The organism is Devosia sp. Root413D1 (genome assembly GCF_001425235.1).
GTDB lineage: Bacteria > Pseudomonadota > Alphaproteobacteria > Rhizobiales > Devosiaceae > Devosia_A.
Genome location: NZ_LMEA01000011.1, coordinates 293,559 through 315,567 on the forward strand (window position 1 = coordinate 293,559; position 22,009 = coordinate 315,567).

At 65.1% G+C, this 22,009-nt stretch carries 20 protein-coding genes; 11 read left to right on the plus strand and 9 right to left on the minus strand.

The features are described 5' to 3' along the window. Positions 1-8 precede the first annotated feature (8 nt). Complete coding sequence (argS, locus tag ASC89_RS18765) at positions 9-1,754, minus strand: arginine--tRNA ligase (RefSeq protein ID WP_056000564.1); 1,746 nt, start codon at positions 1,752-1,754, stop codon at positions 9-11. Positions 1,755-1,912: 158 nt separating this feature from the next. Next, on the minus strand, positions 1,913-3,166 hold the full coding sequence (locus tag ASC89_RS18770; RefSeq protein ID WP_082533457.1) for a deoxyguanosinetriphosphate triphosphohydrolase: 1,254 nt from the start codon (positions 3,164-3,166) through the stop codon (positions 1,913-1,915). A gap of 23 nt (positions 3,167-3,189) precedes the next feature. Between ASC89_RS18770 and ASC89_RS18775 the strand changes: the two genes are divergently transcribed. The 5 genes from ASC89_RS18775 (at position 3,190) to ASC89_RS18795 (ending at position 7,040) form a co-directional block, all read left to right on the plus strand. Then, the gene (locus ASC89_RS18775; RefSeq protein ID WP_055880047.1) at positions 3,190-3,543 is read left to right on the plus strand and encodes an iron-sulfur cluster assembly accessory protein; all 354 of its coding nucleotides are present in this window, start codon (positions 3,190-3,192) and stop codon (positions 3,541-3,543) included. Positions 3,544-3,623: 80 nt separating this feature from the next. After that, a complete protein-coding gene (locus tag ASC89_RS18780; RefSeq protein WP_056000570.1) occupies positions 3,624-4,742 on the plus strand; it encodes a serine hydrolase in 1,119 nt (372 codons plus the stop codon). Positions 4,743-4,825: 83 nt separating this feature from the next. Continuing rightward, positions 4,826-5,920 carry a serine hydrolase gene (locus tag ASC89_RS18785; RefSeq protein ID WP_056000573.1) on the plus strand — a complete coding sequence of 365 codons (1,095 nt, stop codon included), beginning with the start codon at positions 4,826-4,828 and terminating at the stop codon, positions 5,918-5,920. 136 nt (positions 5,921-6,056) lie between these two features. Beyond that, positions 6,057-6,836 (plus strand): exodeoxyribonuclease III, encoded by a 780-nt coding sequence (gene xth, locus ASC89_RS18790; protein WP_055880053.1) that lies wholly within the window; start codon positions 6,057-6,059, stop codon positions 6,834-6,836. A gap of 3 nt (positions 6,837-6,839) precedes the next feature. Next, entirely contained in the window at positions 6,840-7,040 is a 201-nt protein-coding gene (locus ASC89_RS18795) for a hypothetical protein (RefSeq protein ID WP_055880054.1), read from the plus strand. Positions 7,041-7,232: 192 nt separating this feature from the next. Here the strand turns inward: ASC89_RS18795 and ASC89_RS18800 are convergent, their stop codons facing one another. From ASC89_RS18800 to ASC89_RS18815, 4 genes are all read right to left on the minus strand, one after another. After that, complete coding sequence (locus tag ASC89_RS18800) at positions 7,233-7,463, minus strand: hypothetical protein (protein WP_156384684.1); 231 nt, start codon at positions 7,461-7,463, stop codon at positions 7,233-7,235. A 112-nt stretch (positions 7,464-7,575) separates the two neighbouring features. After that, a complete protein-coding gene (locus ASC89_RS18805) occupies positions 7,576-8,322 on the minus strand; it encodes a tetratricopeptide repeat protein (protein WP_055880063.1) in 747 nt (248 codons plus the stop codon). Positions 8,323-8,407: 85 nt separating this feature from the next. Continuing rightward, positions 8,408-10,132 (minus strand): dihydroxy-acid dehydratase, encoded by a 1,725-nt coding sequence (ilvD, locus tag ASC89_RS18810; protein WP_055880066.1) that lies wholly within the window; start codon positions 10,130-10,132, stop codon positions 8,408-8,410. Positions 10,133-10,661: 529 nt separating this feature from the next. Further along, positions 10,662-12,827, minus strand: a complete 2,166-nt coding sequence (locus ASC89_RS18815; RefSeq protein WP_056000576.1) for an esterase-like activity of phytase family protein — start codon at positions 12,825-12,827, stop codon at positions 10,662-10,664. Positions 12,828-12,989: 162 nt separating this feature from the next. Between ASC89_RS18815 and ASC89_RS18820 the strand changes: the two genes are divergently transcribed. From ASC89_RS18820 to ASC89_RS18830, 3 genes are all read left to right on the plus strand, one after another. Next, the gene (locus tag ASC89_RS18820) at positions 12,990-15,395 is read left to right on the plus strand and encodes an ATP-dependent helicase (protein ID WP_056000581.1); all 2,406 of its coding nucleotides are present in this window, start codon (positions 12,990-12,992) and stop codon (positions 15,393-15,395) included. Beyond that, positions 15,392-15,850, plus strand: coding sequence for a thiol-disulfide oxidoreductase DCC family protein (locus ASC89_RS18825; RefSeq protein ID WP_056000584.1), 459 nt, complete (start codon positions 15,392-15,394; stop codon positions 15,848-15,850). Before ASC89_RS18820 ends, ASC89_RS18825 begins: the two co-directional genes overlap by 4 nt. 76 nt (positions 15,851-15,926) lie before the next feature. Next, complete coding sequence (locus ASC89_RS18830; protein ID WP_056000587.1) at positions 15,927-16,367, plus strand: hypothetical protein; 441 nt, start codon at positions 15,927-15,929, stop codon at positions 16,365-16,367. Between the two features lie 223 nt (positions 16,368-16,590). On the opposite strand, the gene ASC89_RS18835 is transcribed toward ASC89_RS18830, so the two are convergent. From ASC89_RS18835 to ASC89_RS18845, 3 genes are read right to left on the minus strand one after another with little or no spacing between them, the layout of a single operon-like run. Continuing rightward, positions 16,591-17,043: a nuclear transport factor 2 family protein gene (locus ASC89_RS18835; protein ID WP_056000590.1), complete on the minus strand. Its 453-nt coding sequence runs from the start codon at positions 17,041-17,043 to the stop codon at positions 16,591-16,593. A 47-nt stretch (positions 17,044-17,090) separates the two neighbouring features. Beyond that, positions 17,091-17,552, minus strand: coding sequence for a DUF5680 domain-containing protein (locus ASC89_RS18840; RefSeq protein ID WP_055880084.1), 462 nt, complete (start codon positions 17,550-17,552; stop codon positions 17,091-17,093). Between the two features lie 10 nt (positions 17,553-17,562). Continuing rightward, positions 17,563-18,492 (minus strand): DMT family transporter, encoded by a 930-nt coding sequence (locus ASC89_RS18845; protein ID WP_055880086.1) that lies wholly within the window; start codon positions 18,490-18,492, stop codon positions 17,563-17,565. Between the two features lie 175 nt (positions 18,493-18,667). Here ASC89_RS18845 and cls point away from each other — a divergent pair, with 175 nt between their 5' ends. The 3 genes from cls (at position 18,668) to ASC89_RS18860 (ending at position 21,797) form a co-directional block, all read left to right on the plus strand. Then, entirely contained in the window at positions 18,668-20,125 is a 1,458-nt protein-coding gene (gene cls / locus ASC89_RS18850) for a cardiolipin synthase (protein WP_055880089.1), read from the plus strand. 19 nt (positions 20,126-20,144) lie between these two features. Then, positions 20,145-20,858 carry an endonuclease/exonuclease/phosphatase family protein gene (locus ASC89_RS18855; RefSeq protein WP_055880091.1) on the plus strand — a complete coding sequence of 238 codons (714 nt, stop codon included), beginning with the start codon at positions 20,145-20,147 and terminating at the stop codon, positions 20,856-20,858. A 69-nt stretch (positions 20,859-20,927) separates the two neighbouring features. Then, positions 20,928-21,797, plus strand: a complete 870-nt coding sequence (locus ASC89_RS18860; RefSeq protein ID WP_055880094.1) for a 50S ribosomal protein L11 methyltransferase — start codon at positions 20,928-20,930, stop codon at positions 21,795-21,797. Positions 21,798-22,009: the final 212 nt, after the last annotated feature.

Consider the following 22,009-nt stretch of genomic DNA (forward strand, 5'->3'; position numbering starts at 1 on the left):
CGCCGGAATTATGAAAGCTCCTCCGGCGCACTAACACCAAGCAGGGTCAAGCCGTTAACGAGCACCTGACGCACGGCACCGACAAGGGCGAGTCGGGCCGAAGTCAGCATTGAATCATCGGCGTTAACAAAGCGTAAGGCAACATCCTGGTTACCCCTCGCCCAGAAGCCGTGAAACGCCGCCGCAAGTTCATAGAGGTAGAACGCCACGCGGTGCGGCTCATGGGCACTTGCGGCCGAAGCAACGATACGCGGCCACTGCGCCAGAGCTTTGATCAGTTCGAGATCAGCCTCTGAAGCCAAGAGCGAAATATCTGCCTTGGCCAGCGCTTCGACCGAAATATCGAGGTCAGGCATTTCCTCGGCAACCTTGCGGAACACCGAGTACGTCCGGGCGTGCGCGTACTGCACGTAGAACACCGGGTTATCGCGCGTCTGTTCCTTGACCACCGCGAAATCGAAATCCATCGCCGCGTCGTTGCGCCGATAGAGCAGCATGAAGCGCGTTGCGTCCGAGCCCACCTCCTCCACCACGTCCGACAGCAGCACCAGGTCGCCCGAGCGCTTCGACATCTTGAACGGCTCGCCGTTCTTCATCAGCCGCACCAGCTGGCAGATGCGCACGTCGATATCGGCCTCGCCATGCGACACCGCCTTCACCGCCGCCTTCAGCCGCGACACATAGCCCGAGTGGTCGGCGCCCAGCACGTTGACCATGTGCTTGAAGCCGCGCAGGTACTTGTTGCGGTGGTAGGCAATGTCGGCGGCGAAATAGGTGTAGGCGCCGTTCGACTTGACCAGCGGCCGATCGACATCGTCGCCATAATTGGTGGCGCGGAACAGCGTCTGCTCGCGATCCTCCCAGTCCTCGGGCGTCTTGCCCTTGGGAGGCTCGAGCCGGCCCTGGTAGATCATGTCTTCCGAGCGCAGCCAGTCGAGCGTGGTGTCGATATCGCCGCCCTGCCCGTGCAGCTGGCGTTCCGAAAAGAACACGTCGTGGTGGATGTTGAGCTGGGCGAGGTCGGCCCGGATCAGGTCCATCATCGCCGCCAGCACCCGATCTTTGACCAGTGCCAGCGCTTCGGGCTCCGGCGTCTTGAGCAGGCTGTCGCCGAACTCGGCCTTCAGCGCCTCGCCCACCGGGACCAGGTAATCGCCAGGATAGAAGCCGGACGGGATCTCGATGCTTTCGCCCAACGCCTCGCGGTAGCGCAGCATGGTGGATTTGGCCAGCGTATCGATCTGGCTGCCGGCGTCGTTGATGTAATACTCGCGCGTCACCTCATAGCCCGAATAGGCCATCAGCGAGGCCAGCGCGTCGCCGAACACGGCGCCACGGGTATGGCCCACATGCATCGGCCCGGTCGGGTTGGCCGAGACGTACTCGACATTCACCCGCTCGCCGCCGCCGACGTTCGACTTGCCGAAGTCGCCCCGCTGCGCGCCGATCGACTTCAGCACCTCGTGCCACACCGGGGTGGCCAGCCGGAAATTGATGAAGCCGGGCCCCGCGACCTCCACCGAGGTCACGTCTTTGTCGGCCTTGAAGTGCTCGGCCAGCGCCGTCGCCACCTCGCGCGGGTTCTTGCCCAGCGGCTTGGCCACCACCATCGCGGCGTTGGTGGAGAGGTCTCCATGCGCCGCATCTCGCGGCGGCTCGACCACGATGCGCGACAGAGCTTCCTCGGTGATCGAGGGATAGAGCCCCGTAAGGGCGTCGGCGACACGGGCGGCAAACAACGCGAAGACGTTCATGTTGGTCTCTTGGGTGCCATGATTGGCAGGGTCGGCTTACCCACCAGGTCATTCCCGCGAAAGCGGGACTCTCTGTTTGCGGCGGCTCGGCAACAGCCGAAACGGAGGTTCCCGCTTTCGCGGGAATGACCCGGCGCTTAGGGCGGGCTGCGCTGCCCCTACCGCAACTGGCCCGCACCGTCAAACAGCCGGGCGTGCTGCTCGAGCGCATAGGGGTCGGTCATCCCGGCGATGAAGTCGGCAACCACACGGGCCCGGGCGGCGCGATCGGCGGCGTGGCGGACTGCATCGCCCCACCGCCCCGGCATGGCGCCGGTGACCAGATAGTGGTCGAACAGCATGCCCACCACCGTCTGGCTGTGGCGCACCGGGCCCATCACCTCTTCGCTGCGATAGACCCGCTCGAACAGGAAGCGCTTCAGCCCCTGCTCGGCATCGTGCACCGGTCGCGAGAAGCGGATCAGCGTGCGTCCGGCATTGCGGATATCGTCGGCCGATTGCGGGGCAACCTCCGTGATGGCGCGGCTGCTTTCGGCGATCACATCCTCGATCTGCACTGTGATCAGCCGCCGCTGCACCTCATGCGCCTGCCGGCTGCGCTCGATCTCGGGCCAGCGCTCCAGCACCTCGCGCACCAGCGGGCCGACCAGCGGCACATCCGTGAGGTCCGCCAGCCGGATCAGCCCGGCCCGCAGCGCATCGTCGATGTCGTGCGAGTTGTAGGCGATGTCGTCGGCGATGGCGGCGGACTGGGCCTCGAGGCTGGCATAGCTCCAGGTCATCAGGTCGGCGCTGGCCGGGATATCGTTCAGGCCAGGCGGCAGCGGCTTGTCGGCGCGCAGCGGCCGGCCCTGCCGATCGGTGAGCGGACCATTATGCTTGAGGATACCCTCGAGCGCCTCCCAACTGAGGTTCAGCCCGTCATGCTCGGCATAGCGGTTCTCCAGCCGGGTGACGACTCGGATCGCCTGCATATTGTGGTCGAACCCGCCCCACTCGGCCATCTTGTCATGCAGCACGCGCTCGCCGGCATGGCCGAACGGGGTGTGGCCAAGGTCATGCGCCAGCGCCACCGCTTCGGCCAGATCCTCATCCAGCGCCAGGGCGCGGGCGATCGAGCGCGCCATCTGGCTGACTTCCAGCGTGTGGGTCAGCCGGGTGCGGTAGTGCTGGCCCTCGTGGTGCAGGAACACCTGGGTCTTGTGCTGCAGCCGGCGGAACGCCGCGGAGTGGACGATCCGGTCGCGATCCCTCTGAAATTCCGAGCGTGTTGGGCTCGAACCCGGCGCAAACAGCCGGCCGCGGCTCTCGGAGGGATCGGAAGCATAGGCGGCGCGTTCACCCATTATGCAGCCAAGACCCTTTTCATCGTCGTCTAACGATATTAGATTTGGTTTCCAGCGCTGCCCCATGCCGGGCGGCCGAAAGGTACCTTATGTCTGAAGCTGCTCTAGCACCGAACAATGTCATTTTGACAGACCGCGCCGCCAAGAAGATTGGCCGCATCCTCGCCAAACAGGGCGAAGGCACGGTGCTGCGCATCGTGGTGGCGGGCGGCGGCTGTTCCGGCTTCCAGTACGAGTACAAGCTGGGCAAGGAAACGCCTGCTAACGACGACCTGGTGCTGACCAAGGACAATGCCACCGTGCTGATCGATTCCCTCAGCCTCGAGTTCATGGGCGGCGCCGAGATCGACTATGTCGATGACCTGATCGGCCAGAGCTTCCAGATCAAGAACCCCAACGCGGTCGCCGGCTGCGGCTGCGGCACCAGCTTCGCCGTCGCCTGAGCCCGTCGTTCGAGCTGTTGCCAGCCTTGCCTCGCTAGCATCGCAAGGCTAGCGTCCGCCCCGAATTGGGTAGGCAGAGCATGAACTTGGCTGAGCGGCTCGACGCTGCGGCGATGCGTGCGATCGATGAAGGGCGCATCGTCGGCTCGGTCATCATCGTCCGCCGGCACGGTGAACTCGTCTACGAGGCCCCGCACGGCCTCGCCGACCGGGAAAACCGCCGTCCGATGACCCTCGACGCGATCTTTCGTCTCTCCTCCCTCACCAAGCCGATCGTCGCGGCAACCATCCTCGCCCTGATCGAGGACGGAAAGCTCGGTCTCGATGCGGCGGTCACCGACTACCTGCCGGAGTTTCGTCCGCGCATGGCCGACGGCGCCCAGCCGACCATCACCATCCGGCAACTGCTCACCCACACCTCCGGCCTTTCCACTGCGTCGATACTCACCCCAGCCGAAGCAACGGCAGGCGTAAATCGCTGGCGGCTTGGCGACGACGCCAGCATCGCGCGCGTCGGCGCGCTGCCCCTGCTGTTTGCGCCCGGCGCCGGCTGGACTTACGGGCCGTCCATCGACGTTCTCGGGCATATCGCCGGGCGGCTGGTCGGCGGCCGGCTGGAGGACGCAATCCGGCACTATGTGACCGGCCCGCTGGGCATGACCGACACGGGTTTCACCGTGCGTGACCCATCGCGTCTGGCGGCCCCCTATGCCGACGGCGCCAATGGCCCGGAGCTGATGGGCGCGGTGCACACCATCCCGAACCCCTGGGGCAGCACCACGACCTACGACCCCGAGCGCATCTTCGATGCCGCTGCGTTTCAATCGGGCGGTGGCGGCGCGGCCGGCAGCGGTCCCGACTTCATGCGTCTGCTGGAGGCATTGCGCACTGGCGGGTCGATCCTGGAGCCCGAGACAGCAAAGCTTGCTCTTTCCAACCAGACGCCGCAGTTGAGCCAGGCCGTCTCGCCCGGCTGGCAATTCTGCCTGTTTGGCGCCTGGCTCGACGATCCCGCGGCCGCCGGCGTGCCGGCTCCCCGCGGCACGGTGCGGTGGGGCGGCATCTATGGGCACAACTGGTTCATCGATCCCGCTGCCGGCCTCAGCGTCGTTTCCATGAGCAATACCGGGCTCGAGGGATCGGACGGCCGGTTCCGCGACGATATTCTGCATGCCGTTTACGGCGACACTCCCGTCTGATCCGCTGGTCGGTTGAGCCTTTCGGCGGCTTGCCTTTCTTGTCAGGGAACCGTTAGCGTCCTTGCTAAGTCTGGGAGGATTCCATGAGCCTTGAGAAGAATATCGACGCGGCGATCGACGCCGCGCTGGTGAGCCGCATTGTCGGTTGCGTCGTCCTGGTCAACCAGGATGGCAAGGAGATTTACGCCCGCACCGCCGGGCTGGCCGATCGCGAGGCCAACCGCAAGCTCGAGCGCAACGCCATCTTCCGCCTCGCCTCGGTAACCAAGCCGATCGTCGCCACCGCCGCGCTCAAGATGATGGAAGCCGGCCTGCTTGAGCTCGACGATCCGGTCAGCAAGTACCTGCCCTATTTCACTCCGGCGAGCCCCGATGGGGTGGTCCGGCCGATCACCATCCGCCAGTTGCTGTCGCACACCGCGGGTCTGTCCTACGAGACGACGCCGAGTGACGTCGCCCCCGGCATGTCCGGCCCCTACATTACGCTTGAGGAAAACCTGCGGCGGCTCGCCAGGGCGCCGCTGGTGTTCGCCCCGGGGACCGGCTGGGCCTATGGCACCAGCATCGACGTGGTGGGTGGCGTGCTCGCGGCCATCAATGGCTCGAGCCTCGAAGCGGCGGTGAAGAAATACGCTGCCGATCCGCTGGGCATGGCCGACTGGGGCTTCACGCCAACCGACCCCAAGCGCGTAACGGCCAACTACCACAATGGCGATCTGCCGGCGCCATCGATCGTGCCGCCGGTGCTCATCAGCCCAGACAACTCGCCTTGGGATACCGGCCGCATCTTCCGCGCCGATGCCCCGCAATCGGGCGGTGGCGGCTCCTGCGGCACTGCCGACGACGCGATGAAGATGCTCGAGGTCTATAACGGCGGTAGTTTCCTTAGGCCGGCGAGCGTCGAAGAGGCCTTCACCAACCAGATCGGCAACCTGCCGCGTCGCGAGGGCGATGCCGGCAAGCGCTTCACGGTGCTCGGCGCCATTATCGACGACCCACAGGCGGCGCGCAGCCCCTGCCCGGTCGGCACGCTCGACTGGGGCGGCGCCTGGGGGCACAACTGGATCATCGACCGCACCAACAAGCTGTCGATCGTGGTCTGCACCAACGTCGCGCCCGAGGGCTGCAACGGGCCGTTCCGCGAGGACATCCGCGACGCGGTTTACGCGGCGCTCTGAGCTAGCGGAGCGCTTCCAGGAAAAGTTGCAGACTTTTCCGATCCGGAAGCGCGACCAAGGGAGGGACCGGAGCAATTCCGCGTTTCAACGAAACGGCGAATTGCTCTAACCTCCCGTCTCGAACGGGAGCCTACTCATGCGCATAGCGACCTGGAACATCAATGGCGTCAAGGCTCGGCAAGGCGCTCTTCTCAAATGGCTTGAAGACGAATCGCCCGATATCGTCTGCCTCCAGGAGATCAAATCGGTCGACGAGGCCTTCCCTCGCATGGAGATCGAGGCGATGGGCTACAATGTCGAGACGTTTGGACAAAAGAGCTGGAACGGCGTCGCCATCCTCTCCAAGCATCGCTTCGACGAAGTGACGCGCGGCCTGCCCGGCGATGACGGCGACGAGCAGTCGCGCCTTATCGAGGGGCTGTTTTCGGTCGAAGGCGGAGTGGTGCGGGTGTGCTGCATCTACCTGCCCAACGGCAATCCCGTCGGCACCGACAAGTTTACCTATAAGCTCAGTTGGATGGATCGGCTGCACACCTTCGTCGAATCCCGCCTGGCCCTCGAAGAGCCGTTCATCCTGCTTGGTGACTTCAACATCATCCCAGCCAATGTCGACGCGACCGTGCCCGAAAAGTGGGTAGGCGATGCCGCGTTCCGCCCCGAGAGCGCCGAGAGGTGGCGGGCTTTGCTCAATCTCGGGCTCACCGATGCGGTGCGCGCCATCACCGACGAGCCATCCCTGACCTTCTGGGATTTCCGTACGTTCGGCTGGGAGCGCAAGGACGGCATCCGCATCGACCACCTGCTGCTCTCACCGCAGGCTGCGGATCGGCTGGAGGACGCAGTGGTGCATGCCGCCGAGCGCGGCAAGGACAAGCCGAGCGACCATGTGCCGGTGGTAGGCTACTTCGCGTTCTGAGCCATGGCGAGCGTACCGGGTCTGGCGGAGATCGAAGCCACCGTCAGCAGGATGGAGGCGCGCTATCGGGCCGACCCGCTCTTTCCGGTGTATCAGCGACTCTGCGAGCGGTTCGAGGTCGATCTCAGCGATCGGCGTGACCTGGCGCTGGCAAAGGCATCGGCGCTGATGCTGGTGAAGTTCGCTGGTGAGGATGCAAACTAGCCCTCTCGCGATTGGGTACAGTTTGCTCCGCCCACTCGATGTCATCCCAGCGAAAGCAGGGACCCAACTCGCCGCAGTGCAAGTGGATGCCGGACGAGGGCAAAGCCCTCGCCATGGGGTCCCAGCTTTCGCTGGGATGACAGCCGGTGGGCAGGGTCAGATCCAGCCCAACCTCCACGCGGTTGCATCAAACTAGCGGATATTGCCGACCGAGTTCTTGGCCGTGTCGTGCTTGGTCTTCAGCACGTTGCTGATGCTCGCCTCGGCAACCTTGACGGTGCCATCATCCCTGTTGCGATCGAGGAAGTGGCTGATCGAGGCCGTCGCGACGCGGGCCTGGGCCGAAACATCATCCACGAACCCGCGGACATCCTTGGGCAGCGTGATGACGACGATGAGGGCGAGAATGATCGGCAAACGCATGATGGACACCAACGGGCTAACTGTCCCGATGGTTGCCAGTTTGCGGCTGAACTGCTGCTGAACGGGGCTGTCAGCTAGGCCGTGAGGCCCACTCCCCTCACGCCGTGATGGCTTACAGCCCGCCGAAGCGGGTGCCGAGCGAGTCGGCGAGCTCGACGGCATGCTTCCGCTGCTCGGGCGTCGCGACGGACATCGCGTTGGTGAGCAGGTCATGGATCCAGCCGTCATCGACCGTGCCCGCGGCGCGGCGCGAGGCGACGGTGAGCCACATCAGGCCCTCGACCGGATCGGCATCGATGCCCTGGCCGTTGAACAGCATGCTCCCGAGCTTGGCCTGCGCCCCGGCATGGCCCTTGCGGGCCGCGAGGTTGAGCCAGCGGGCGCTCTGCAGCGGGTTGTCGCCGAGCTCGGCGTCGTCAAGATAGAGCTCGCCGACCTTGTACTGCGCATCGGCGTCGCCGAAGTAGGACGCAGCGTGCATGATCAGCTTGTTGGAATAGGCTTCGTTCTTCGGGATGCCGGCTTCCGGCAGGCCCTGGCGGTAATACTCACCGATCTTGAGGAACGACTGCGCCACGATATCGGCTTCGACGCCCTTGGGGGCGGTATCGGCATGCTCGTCGGCGATCTGGCTGAAATAGCCGAAGGCCTTCACCGGATCCTTGTCGACGCCTTCGCCGCTTTCATACATCAGCCCGAGCTGGAACAGCGCCATCGGCTGGCCGGCCAGCGCCGCATCCTCGAGCGCGGCGATCAGGTCGGCGCTGGAGATGCCGCCCCCTGCCCCGTCGAGCTGGTTGGCCATGGCCAGCGCCGCATCGGCGGCCGTCTCGGGGGCAGCCGGCAGCGAGGGCAGCACGCCACTCACCTGGGCGGCAGCCGGGGTGGCTACGCCCGCAATCGCGAGCGCAGCCCAAAACGCAACGGAAACAAGGGCTCCTGCCCTAAATGTCCGCATACTGCTCCTTTTCGCCCTTGGCGCCGGGGTTGGTCAGCGCGCCGTAACGCGCCGGTCCCACCAGCTGGGCATACTTCCAGATCGCGCCCGAGCCATACTCGGTCTCGCGCGGGGCCCAGCTCGTCTTGCGCCGGGCAAACTCTTCCTCCGACACGTTGACCGAGATTTCGCCGGTCGTGGCGTCGAGGGTGATGATGTCACCATCCTGAATGTGGGCGATGGGGCCGCCGATCGCTGCTTCCGGGCCGACATGGCCGATGCAGAAGCCGCGGGTGGCGCCGGAGAAGCGACCATCGGTGATGAGCGCAACCTTGTCGCCCATGCCCTGGCCGTAGAGCGCTGCCGTGGTCGACAGCATTTCACGCATGCCGGGGCCGCCCTTCGGACCTTCGTAGCGGATGACGAGCACGTCGCCTTCCTTGTAGGTCCGCTTCTCGACCGCCTCGAAGCACTTCTCTTCGGTGTCGAAGACGCGCGCCGGGCCGACGAAACGCAGGTTCTTGAGGCCGGCGACCTTCACAATGGCGCCATCCGGAGCGAGGTTGCCGCGCAACGACACCACACCGCCGGTGGGCGAGATCGGGTTCGAGGTCGAACGGATCACGTCCTGCTCGGTGTTGAACTTCACCTTCTCGAGGTTCTCGGCAATGGTCTTGCCGGTGACTGTCATGCAGTCGCCATGCAGGTACCCGCCTTCGAGCAGCGCCTTCATCACCAGCGGGATGCCGCCGGCTTCGAACAGGTCCTTGGCGACGTATTTGCCGCCCGGCTTCAGGTCGCCGATATAGGGGGTCTTCTTGAAGATCTCGCCGACGTCGAACAGGTCGAAGTCGATGCCCGCTTCGTGCGCCATTGCCGGCAGATGCAGCGCGGCATTGGTCGAACCGCCAGTGGCGGCGACAGTCATGGCGGCGTTCTCGAATGCCTTGCGGGTGACGATGTCGCGCGGACGGAGCTGCACCTTGAGCAGTTCCATCACCTGCTCGCCAGCCACCGCGCAGAGCGCATCACGAATTTCGTACGGGGCCGGAGCGCCGCAACTATACGGCAATGCAAGCCCGATTGCTTCGGCCACCATGGCCATGGTGTTGGCCGTATACTGGCCGCCGCAGGAGCCGGCCGACGGACAGGCGACGCGCTCGAGCTCGTCGAGGGTTTCGTCGTCCATCTTGCCGACCGAGTGGAGGCCGACCGCCTCGAACAGGTCCTGCACCACGACGTCGCGGCCGCGGAAGCGGCCCGGCAGGATCGAGCCGCCATAGATGAAGATCGACGGCACGTTGAGCCGGATCATCGCCATCATCATGCCGGGCAACGACTTGTCGCAGCCGGCCATGGCGACCAGTGCGTCATAGGAATGGCCGCGCATCGTCAATTCGACCGAGTCGGCGATGACATCGCGCGAGGCCAGCGACGACTTCATGCCGGCATGGCCCATGGCGATGCCGTCGGTGACGGTGATGGTGGTGAATTCACGCGGCGTGCCGTGGTTGGCGGCGACGCCCTTCTTGACGGCCTGCGCCTGGCGACCAAGCGAAATATTGCACGGCGCCGCCTCGTTCCAGGCCGTCGCCACGCCGACGAGCGGCTGGTGAATCTGCTCGGTGGTCAAGCCCATGGCGTAAAGATAGGAGCGGTGCGGAGCGCGCTCCGGACCCTCTGTCACATGCCTGCTGGGAAGACGCGATTTATCGACGTAGTTCGATGCCATTTCCTGGTCCCGCTTGTCCGGCCGGTGTTCTCCGGCGCCCCTCAGAAGGCGCCGTTTATGCGGTTCGGCCTGACAAGGCACAAGGGCGGGGAGCACGCGAATGGTTCGGTACGAAAGCAAATGGCTTCCGCATTCGTCGCTGCCCGTCCGAGATTTGTCCTCTGCTTCTTTTAGGGTCACATTGTGGCGGCGATCCTCAGCAAAACGTTGACCGCTAAGCGGCGAAATCGGGATTCAACCTTGCTGTTGCAAAAACGTCACGAACGATTCAGCGGGCGTTCAGGATGGTGGCAAGGCGGGCATCGTAGCTACGGCCACCCCCACCCTTATTCCCTCCCCACAAGGGGGAGGGAGGCGATAGCTGCACCGTCTCAGCTCTTGCGTCTCCCTCCCCCTTGTGGGGAGGGATCAAGGGTGGAGGTGCCCCGCGCACTGGCGTTAGCTGTGTGGAGTACGTTCCCCCCCAAGACCAAGCGCGGCCGGCCCTTTCGGACCGGCCCCTGAGCCCCGCAAGCAGGAGGCTGTCTGGTTACTGGATGGTGCCAACCGACCAGAAGAAGGTCTCGCCCGAGGAGTCGGCGACCCCGTCATTGTCGGAGATGACATAGCCGGTGCCGTCGGCGCCGATGGCGAAGCTCTCGACCTTGTCGACGACATAGCCGTTGTTGGACGCGAGGTCGGGAATGAAGTCGCGGACTTCCTCCTTGGTGACCACCGGCAGCTCGCCACCGATTTCGGCGCCGACGAGAGCCGAGACCGGCACGCGGTAGAGCTTCTTCAGCGCCGCCTTCAGCGCGATCTGGTTGTCGCGCTCGACGATGTAGACGTAGTCGCCGTGTGCGGTGATTTCCGAGAGGCCATTCCAGGCGCCTTCAGCCGCGGCTTCGAGCGGGTAACGGACCGCCGACCAGGTCTTCTCCTTGGTGTTGTAGCCGAGGAGCTTCACCTGCCCCGCCGGATCATCCTTCCACTCGCGCTGGATCGCCACCCACAGGGTGTCTCCAACCTTGGTGACGCCCTCGGCGCCATAGCGGATCTCATTGGGCAGCAGCGCCTCGGGGAACGCCACCTCCTCGGTGATCTTGCCATCGGCATCGACGCGATAGAGCGCATGCGGCGTCAGGCGGTCGCTGCGGCCTTCCGAGGCCACCCAGAAGCCGCCTTCGCCATCGAGCGTGATGCCCTCGAGATCCAGCTTCTGTGCCGCGTCGCCACCACGGGTGATGACGGTCTTCTTGACGATCCTGGCCGGCTTGGCAGTGGCGTCGATTTCGTAGATCGCCGGCTGCGCCGAAAGCACGCTGTCGCTGACGGCGTAGAGGATCCCCGGCTTTTCGGCATCGCCCACGGCGCCCGAGATGGCGGCCCAGCCGATCGGGTGGCCGTCCGCGTCCAGGTCGGAGATCAGCTGCGGATAGGCGGCTTCGCCTTCGGTGCGCTCGTAGAGCATGACGTGCGAACCGGCGAGCCCATCTTCACGCAGGTCGACCTCGTTGGCCGTAGCCAGGAGGTTACGCGAGGGGATGGCGACTAGGCCCTCAGGGGAAATGCCGGACGGCAGCGACTGCAGATACTCGGGCTCGGCGCCAGCGCCAGCATCCTTGTAGACGGCCACGAGCGAGGAACGTTCCTGGGCGACGAAGAACAGCTTGTCCTCGCCGAACGTCGCGGCCTCGAGGCCCTCGGGCTCGACGCCCTTCTTGTTGCGTGCGTCGGGATAGTGGCCGATGCGGACGGCTTCGAGTTCCATCGACGGCCCGCTCTCGTAGGCGACGCTGCCATCCTTGTTGAAGATGGTGAAGCTGCGCGAGCCGCCGTTCCAATCGCCTTCGTTGGCAACGACCAGGCGGTTGTCGTCGAGCCACTTCACCGCGTCGGGCTCACGGGCCACGTCTTCCAGCTTGCCGGTGAACTTGAGCGCGCCGTCCTTCTTGGTATCGATGCCTTCGAGGCTGACGGCGCCGGCCGAGAAGTGCGACTTCACCGCCCCGGTCTTGCCGTCGATGATGACGATCTCGTTGTTTTCCTGCAGCGTCACCGCGACTTCATCGAGACCGTTGATCGAGACGAACTCGGCCTCGGCATCTTCCGGCGCGATGCCGGCAAGGCCGGCCAGCTCGACCTTGGCGAGGCTTTCCGGATCGAGCGCCCCACCGGTGAGCGAGAGGAGCACGAGGTAGCCCGACGGCAGCTGCGGGATGGCGCCGTCGTTGATCTCTTCATCGCGCTCGTTCTCGATCGCGATGGCGATCAGCGTGCCGGCGGCGTTGTGGGTGATCGAGTCCGGCTGGCCGCCGAGATCGACGCTCGCCTCGATCGCCTTGCTGGCGAGGTCGACGACCACCAGCTTGCCCGACGGGTTGACCTTGCTCTCCGACGTGTTGACCGCGGCATAGACCTTGTTGCCGATGATGGTGACCGAGGTCGGCTCGCCCTCGAGCGACAGGAAGCCGGCGGCCTTCGGGGCCTTGGCGTCGGTGATGTCGATGAAGCCGATACCGCCGGCCGGGCTGTCGGAATAGACCAGCGTCAGGCCGTCTTCCGAGGCAGTGATGATTTCGGACGAGGTCGCCTTGGCTTCGGGGTTGTTCAGTTCGACCGGGAAGCTGGCGATCCGGTTGAATACCGGCGCGGCATAGGCCGAGGTGGCGAGAAGGCCGGCGGTGAGGCCGAGGAGAATGGATTTGAACTGCATTGCTGGCGCCCCTGAAAATCGAGGGCTTCGGCTTAGGCACGCCGCGCAACGGCGACATGACAATGGGGTGACAGATCTGTGACAGGCCCCGCCGCATATACATCGGGCCCTGTACTGCCTATATCTAGCGATGAGAACGAAACAGGATTCGTCGTTTCCCTGATGGCAGCAGAACCGCAGCGCCTCGACCGCCCGCAGGCGGGCTCGATCACCAGCCAGTTTGGCCGGGGAGCGGCGGCGCCCGACTACCTGAAGGGCCTCAACGAGGAGCAGCGCGACGCCGTGCTGACCACCGAGGGCCCGCTGCTGGTGCTCGCCGGCGCCGGCACCGGCAAGACCCGGGTGCTGACCACCCGCATCGCCCACATCCTCAATTCCAAGAAGGCCTGGCCGTCCGAGATCCTGTCGGTGACCTTCACCAACAAGGCCGCCCGCGAGATGAAGGAGCGCATCGGCGCCTTGGTCGGCGCGGGTGTCGAAGGCATGCCGTGGCTCGGCACTTTCCACTCGATCGGTGCGCGGCTGCTGCGCCGGCACGCTGAACTGGTCGGGTTGCGCTCGGATTTCACCATTCTCGATACCGACGACCAGATCCGGCTGATCAAGCAGCTGCTGGAAGCCGCCAACATCGACGAAAAGCGCTGGCCGGCCCGGCAGTTCGCCGGGATGATGGACAACTGGAAGAACCGCGGCCAGTTGCCCGGCGACGTATCGATGGCCGACCGCTCGGCCTTCGCCAATGGCCGGATCCCCGAACTCTACCAGCAGTACCAGGATCGACTGAAGACGCTGAACGCCACCGATTTCGGTGACCTGCTGCTGCTCTGCATCAAGCTGTTCCGCGAAAACCCCGACGTGCTGGCCGAGTATCACCGGCGCTTCAAATACATCCTCGTCGACGAGTACCAGGATTCGAACGTCGCCCAGTACCTATGGCTGCGCCTCTTGGCGCAGGGCAAGCCGGCGTCGGAGGCCAACCTTTGCGTCGTCGGTGACGACGACCAGTCGATCTATGGCTGGCGCGGCGCCGAGGTCGACAACATCCTGCGCTTCGAGAAGGATTTTCCGGGCGCCAAGGTAATCCGGCTCGAGCGCAACTACCGCTCGACCTCCAACATCCTGAAGGCCGCCTCGCACCTCATCGCCAACAATGAGAGCCGGCTGGGCAAGACCCTGCAGACCGATGTCGGCGAGCCGGGCGAGCTGGTGATGGTCACCTCGGTATGGGACTCCGACGAGGAGGCCCGGCAGGTCGGGGAAGAAATCGAGCAGTTCCAGCGCCAGGGCGACGCGTTGAACTCGATGGCCATCCTGGTGCGGGCTTCGCACCAGATGCGCGCCTTCGAAGAGCGCTTCATCACGCTCGGCCTCAACTACCGCGTCATCGGCGGCCCGCGCTTTTATGAGCGCAAGGAAATCCGCGACGCGCTGGCCTATCTGCGGCTGGTGTCTAATCCCAACGACGACCTCGCCTTCGAGCGCATCGTCAATACGCCGAAGCGCGGGCTGGGCGATTCCACCCTGCAGATCCTCTACGACGCGGCGCGCCGCCAGGGCACTTCGCTGACCACCGCTGTGCGCACGCTCGTAGAGACTGAGGAGCTGAAGCCCAAGCAGCGCACCACGCTGCGTCAGCTGATGGATCAGTTCGACGACTGGGCGCAGCGGGCGCAAGCCGTGCCCCCGGAAGACGCCGTCGAGACCGAAGAGCTGGCGCCCGGCATCGTCCGCCGCCACACCTCGCATGCCGATCTCGCCCGCCAGGTGCTCGACGAGTCCGGCTACACCGAGATGTGGCAGAACGACAAATCCGCCGAGGCCGAGGGCCGGCTGGAAAACCTGAAGGAACTGGTCAACTCCATGGAGGAGTTCGACTCGCTCGGCGGCTTCCTCGAGCACGTCTCGCTGGTGATGGACCGCGACACCGGCGAAGCCGACGACGCCGTGTCGATCATGACGCTCCACTCCGCCAAGGGGCTGGAGTTCGAAACCGTGTTCCTCCCCGGCTGGGAGGAAGGCCTGTTCCCCAGCCAGCGCACCCTCGATGAGAGCGGCCGCGCCGGGCTCGAGGAGGAGCGCCGGCTCGCCTATGTCGGCCTGACCCGGGCCCGTAAGCGCCTGCGCGTCTCCGTGGCGCAGAACCGGCTGACGCATGGCCTGTGGCAATCGGCGATCCCGTCGCGCTTCCTCGACGAACTGCCGGCAGCGGCGGTTGAGGTGAAGGACACCGGCTCGGCCTATGGCGGTTATGGCTATGGCGGCCGCACGGCGGGCGGGCGCTTCGACACCCACGACCCGTTCGACTCGCTTTACGAGACCCCCGGCTGGCAGCGCGCCCGCGCCCAGGCCTCGTCGCGCAAATCGGCCGGCCCGGTGACCATCGATGGCGACCTCGTCGCCCGCTCGGTCGATGACGGCCGCGGCTCGAAATACGATGTCGGCGAGCGCGTCTTCCATCTGAAGTTCGGGTATGGCCGGATCGATCAGATCGAAGGCAACAAGCTGACCATCGAGTTCGAGAAGGCCGGCCGCAAGAAAGTACTCGAAAGCTTCGTACAGAAGCCGTGAGCAGCGGGCACGCGGCCTACAGCTATCGGCACGACGCTGGTGTCGCCGCGTTCGCTGACGATCATCCGGTGATGATCTACGATGGCTATTGCGGGCTCTGTTCAAGCGCCGTGCAGTTCGTGCTTCGCCATGACCGCAGCCGGGTGTTTTGCTTCATGGCGGCCCAGAGCGAGCTGGGCACCTCGATCTACCGGCACTATGGCCTCGACCCGCAAAACTACGAGACCTTCATCGTGCTTGCCGACGGCCTGCCACGTTTCGCATCCGATGCGATGATCGAGATCGGGCGTCGGCTTGGCTTGCCGTGGTCGATGGGCGCGGCAGCCGGGGCCCTGCCCCGCTCCGTTCGCGATGGCCTCTATTTCTGGATCGCCCGCCACCGCATGAAGCTCTTCGGCCGGCGCGATACCTGCCACCTGCCGGCGCCCGACGAACGCGACCGCTTCCTCGCCTAGCCGTTGGAGCAGAAGGCGGCTAAGCAGATGGTGAGTTTCGCTACAGGGGGCGTAGGCGATGCCGTGGGCTGGACCAATGAAAACCAAGACCTCGAGCGGCCTCAGGACGATCATCATCGTCGTCGCCGCTGTCGTGATCGTCGGTCTCATCTGGGCGGCGGTCAGCCTCTTCACCTCCATGGACCAGCAAGTCGGCCAGTCCCGCGCGGCGGCTGACAAGGTTGTGGCTGCGGTATCGGCAGACTGGGGCCGCGCGACATTCGACCCGCTGGCGACCACCGAGTTCGTCACCGCCCATGCCAAGGGGCAGTACGACAGCACCCGCTACCTGCAGGTCCTCGGCGCGATGCAGTCCACTCGGGCCTGCGTGATGGAGGGCATGCAGATCGAGAACTGGAGCGGCTGGAGCCGCTGGAAGTGTCCGGCCGTGTTCGCGAGCGGCGAGGCGAGCCTGGTCATCACCCTGACGCTCAGCAGCGGCCAGTGGCTGATGTCGGACTTCGCAGTGCAGATCTGAACCGCTTGTAGCTAGAGCGCTTCACAGATGTGGCTGGTCGGCAGGCGCTGTTCGAGCTGGCCCACTGCGACCACCCCACCCACGATGTCATCCCAGCGAAAGCTGGGACCCATTTCGCGGCCCGCGCCAGCTGCTGGTTGGGTCCCAGCTTTCGCTGGGATGACACCGGTGAGTCGGGCTAGGTGGAGCCCACCACTGGCCGGCATAGCCCAAGCGCGAGAGCCTAGCCTTCGATCATCGGCGCATGGGCCCCTTCGACGCCCGCACGGGCGAGCCGGTCGAGCGTGGCGACGAGCAGCGTCGTATCCGGGCAGATGATCAGGCGAGTCATCTTGCCCCAACGGATGTGGACGGCATGGATCCCCTGATTGGTGGTCACCACGCCGTCGGTGCCGGAGTTGCGCTCCCGCCACTCGACCACCGCGAGGGTATTCCATGGCGTGCCGCTGACAGTGATGCGATCGATATCGAAGTGGATGTCGGGCAACAGCCGATAGAGCCGCGCGTACCAGCTGCTGGTCTGGCCGAGCGTCGTGCGGCGTCCGCCGAGTGCGCTCGCGCCGAGGAAGATGTGCTCGAAGCGCGGCGCGAAGCCATCGAGAACGGGCTGGGCATCGCCACGATTGACGGCGTCGAACAGCCCGGCGACAACCCGTCGAACGATTGCATGGTACATCGGCGCTCTCCTGTCTGCCGATGATATGGTGTTGCCGTTGGCGGCCGCTAGGGCTTCACCAGTCCGCCGAAATAGTCGAGCGCGTACGCCTCGACCCCGTCGACCTCGATCGCTTCTCGTCCGTGAAAATGCGCCGCGTCGCCCGTCGAAGTGTCGCGATAGATACCGTGCGGACCGCTCCACTCGAAACCACCGAGGAAGCGGCCTTCGGCATACATGGCGGAGAGCGCTGCCTTGATCGTCGCACCGGCGCGGCCGGCGTCGATCAGCTCCGCCCGCAGGATGTAGCCATAATAGTTCATCGCCCACACCGGCTCATCGCGTAACCACACGGCTTCCTGTCCGAGGAAGTCGGTGCCGCCGAAATAGCTGTCACGATAGGACCAGTCGCCAGCGGCAAAGGTGAGGTCGTGCGCACCAGTGCGGCTTGCCGCGGCCTTCACGCCGTCGCCGACATAGGTCTGGCGCTTGGCCAGCACGATGAAGCGATCGAGCGCGACGATGTCCATTTCCGGCTCCTTATTGCGGCGGGCTGACTTCGCTCGCCCGCTTGCGCTCGAGGCCCAGCTTGTGCTCGCGATAGATGATGAACAGACCGGAGCCGACGACGATCGCGCCTCCCAGCAGCATCTCGATGCTCGGGACATCGTGGAAGATCACGTAGCCGATCAAAACCGAGAGGATCAGCGAGGCATATTCGAACGGGGCGACCACCGACATGTCGGCATGGCGATAGGATTCGGTGAGCAGGATCTGCCCGATCCCACCGAAAATGCCCGCGCCGATCAACAGGGCGAACTGCTCGGTTGTCGGCATCACCCAGCCGAATGGCAGGGTGGCGAGGCCGAACACCGACGAGGTCAGCGAGAAGTAGAGCACGATGGTGGCCGAGCGCTCGGTTTCGACGAGCTTGCGGACCAGCACCATCGCCGTTGCGGCGAAACCCGCCGCGACCAGCGCCGAAGCGGCGCCCAGTGTCGCCCCGCTCATATCGGCGATGCCGCCCGAAAACACCGTGAGGCGCGGCCAGATGATGATGATGACACCAACGAGGCCGACGAGCACGGCGCTCCAGCGGTAGAGCCGCACCTGTTCGTGGTAGAATACGGCGCTGAACACCACGATCAGCAGCGGCGTGGCGTAGCTGATGGTGATCGCTTCGGCGAGCGGCAACTGGGTGAGCGCGAAGAACCCGGTCATCATGCCGCCGGTGCCGACAAGGCCACGCAGCAAATGGCTCAGCGGGTGCTTCGTCGTGAGGCCGACGCCGAGCTCACCCTTCCAGATCAGGTAGGCAATGATCGGCAGGATGGCGAAAAAGGATCGGAAGAACACCAGTTGCCCGGCCGGTATGCCCTCGGAGGCCTTGAGCAGGCTCGACATCCCCAGGAAAACGCAGACCGAGCTCAGCTTGAACGCAATTCCCGTCATGGCGTTCTGACGGAGCATTGGCGGTTGCGGCGACACTGGCAGGACTTTCGAAGACGGGAAGACGGACCGGAAAGGTCCGGCTGCTAGTCTCGCGAGGTTCGCCGCGACGCGCAACCTCCTTGCGCGCCGAACTCGGCTGTGGCCGTTCCCGGCGCATCGGATATTAGTCTTAGCTCAGACCAGCGGAGCGACAATGAACGACGTCGTCGACATGACTGGAGCGGTCGAGACCGTCGTCGAGAGCATCCCCATCATTGCGATGGTGCTCGCCGGCTTCTACGCGCTCGCACTCATATGCGCAGTGCGCGAGATCAGCGCGTCGCGGACCTCGCAGGGTTCGATCGCCTGGCTGGTGTCGCTGGCCTTCCTCCCCTTCCCCACCACGATCATCTACCTGGTGTTCGGCTGGAAGCACTTTGACAGTTACGCCCAGACCCGCATGCAGGTGCGCGCCTCCCGCCTGATCCGCAGCGAAGACCTGGCGGTGATCGACCGCGACGCCGGCGCAAGCTGGCCGGTGCAGCGCCGCGCCGCCGGCATGCCGTTCCTCGCCGGCAACACGGCGGAGCTGCTGGTCGATGGCGATGCGACGTTCGAATCGATCTTCGAGGGCATCGCCGCTGCCAAAACCTACATCCTCGTGCAGTTCTACATTCTGAAGGCCGATGCGCTGGGCCAACGGCTGGCCGCCGCACTGATGGAGCGGGCGCGCGCCGGGGTGGCCGTCTACATGCTCTATGACGATGTCGGCAGCAGCGGCCTCTCCCGCGAGTACAAGGACCGGATGTGGGCCGAGGGCATCAGGATCTTCGGCTTCAATCACCGGCACAAGTTCCTCAGGCTGTTCGGTCCGATGCGGATCAACTACCGCAACCACCGGAAATCCGTGGTGGTGGACGGTAAGGTCGCCTGGACTGGCGGCGCCAATATCGGGGTCGAGTATCTGGGCGAGGACGAGCGCTTCGGCCACTGGCGTGATACGCAGCTGAAGCTCGAAGGTCCGGCCGCCTCGTCGGTGGCGCTGATCTTCCAGGAAGATTGGCTCTGGGCCACCGGCGAAGTGCTCAACCTGCCGCCGCCCGATCCGGTGGACGAGCCGGGTCACGTCTCGGCGCTGGTGATGGCGACCGGTCCCGCCGACAAGCTCGAGGCCTGTGCAATTGCCTTTGCCGACGTGATCGGCCAGGCGCAGCAACGGCTCTGGATCGTCAGCCCCTATTTCGTGCCCGATACCGACATGCGCACCGCACTTTATGCGGCGATCCTGCGCGGCGTCGATGTGCGCGTCATGCTGCCGGCCAAGCCCGACCACCTGCTGGTCTGGCTCGCCAGCAACGCCCATGCCGACGCCATGGTGGAACACGATATCGCCATCTACCGCTACCAGAAGGGCTTTCTGCACCAGAAAGTGCTGCTGATGGACGACAAGATCGCGACTGTCGGCACGGTCAACTTCGACAACCGCTCGTTCGCCATCAACTTCGAGATGACAGTGTGGATGCCCGACCGCAGCGTGGTTGACGCCGTGGAGAAGATGCTGAAAGCCGACTTCGCCAACTGCCGCAAGATGACCAAGGAAGAGGTGCTCAAGCGCCACCCGATCTCCCGCTTCATCTCGCAGGCCGCCCGCCTGTTCTCGCCCATCCTTTAGCCGTGCGCCTCAGGAACCAATGATCAAAGTCGCCTCATACAATATCCGCAAGAGCATCGGCACCGACCGGCGCCGGCAGCCCGAGCGCATCATGAAGATCCTCGCCGAGATCGATGCCGACATCGTGGCGCTGCAGGAGGTCGACCGGCGCTTCGGCGAGCGCGCCACCACGCTGTCGCCCGACCTGATCGTCGACAATACCAACTACATGCCGGTGCGCTTCGGCATCCGCGAGCAGAGCCTCGGCTGGCACGGCAACGTGCTGCTGGTGAAAAAGGGCATCGAAGTACGCAACCCGCAGCGCATCGAACTCCCGGCGTTCGAGCCGCGCGGCGCCGTGATGGCCGATGTGGTGATCGGCGGCATCGCCATGCGCGTCGTCGGCATGCACCTGGGGCTGCTCGGCAATTCGCGGATGAAGCAGGCCGACGCCATCGTCGCCCATCTTGAAAAGCTCGAGCAGCATATGCCGACCGTGATCATGGGCGACCTCAACCAATGGGCCGAGGACGGCAAGTGCCTCATCGCCTTTGCGAGGCACCACGACGTGATCCCGCTGGGGCCGAGCTTCCACTCGCGCCGCCCCATGCTGCAGCTCGACCGCATCATCACCAGCCGCGATTTCAAGCTCGAATCGGCGGGGGTGCATCGCTCCGCTTTGGCCCGCACCGGCTCCGATCACCTGCCGGTCTGGGCCAGCCTGTCGCTCGATCGCGCCGAAGCCGCCGCTTAACGCTGGTCACGGCTGACCATTGACTTAGCGCGCCGCTGCCCCGAAACAGCGGCGAACAGGACATTTCGCATGACGCTCTCGCAACTCTCCGTCCCGCTGACCAAGGATCAGGCCTATGCGCTGGTCGACGCCGTGATGGCGCGTGAGGATATCGCCATCACCGCCTCGGCGCACGAGAACGAGGACACCGGCGAATGGGTGTTCGAAGCGACCTGCGACAGCGAACCCGATGTCGAGGCCTTCAACCAGATTGCCCGCGAGACGCTGGGCGGCAATGTAAGCTTTGCCGTCGAGGCGATCGACCCGACGGTCAACTGGGTGGCGAAGTCCCTTGAGGGCCTGCAGCCGGTGGTCGCCGGCGGCTTCTACGTGCATGGCAGCCACGAGGAGAGCCCGCCCCCGGCCGGCCTCACCGCCATCCGCATCGACGCCGCCCAGGCCTTCGGCACCGGCCATCACGAGACCACCACCGGCTGCCTCGAAGCCATCGACCGGGCGCTGAAGCGCAAGCGTTATCGCTCGATGCTCGATGTGGGCACCGGCACGGGCGTGCTGGCGATCGCCCTGGCCAAACGCACCCACCTGCCGGTGCTGGCCAGCGACATCGACCCGATCGCCGTGACCACCACGGTGGAGAACGCCCGCGACAACGGCGTCGGCCGCTACATCATCGCCTTCGAGGCGACCGGGCTCGACCACCGGCAGATCGCCGCCGGCGCGCCCTATGACATGATCGTCGCCAACATCCTCGCCGGTCCGCTGGTTGCGCTGGCGCCCGGCATGCGCAAGGTCACCGCCATCGGCGCCACGGTGATCCTCTCGGGCATCCTCAACACCCAGGCCAACCGGGTGATATCAGCCTATTCACAGCAGGGCATCGTGCTGCGCCAGCGCATCGTCAAGAAGGAATGGACGACGCTGGTGCTGGAGCGGGTCTAGGCCGAAGCATCACTGGCTCCCCACCCCCACCCTTGATCCCTCCCCACAAGGGGGAGGGAGACGCAAGAACTGCGGCAGTGCAGCGACCTCGATCGGCCTCCCTCCCCCTTGTGGGGAGGGAATGAGGGTGGGGGTGCGGAGCCACCAGCGTCCAGGCACCACGCAAAGCAAAGTCCCCGGACCTCACGATCCGGGGACTCGTCAAAACAGAT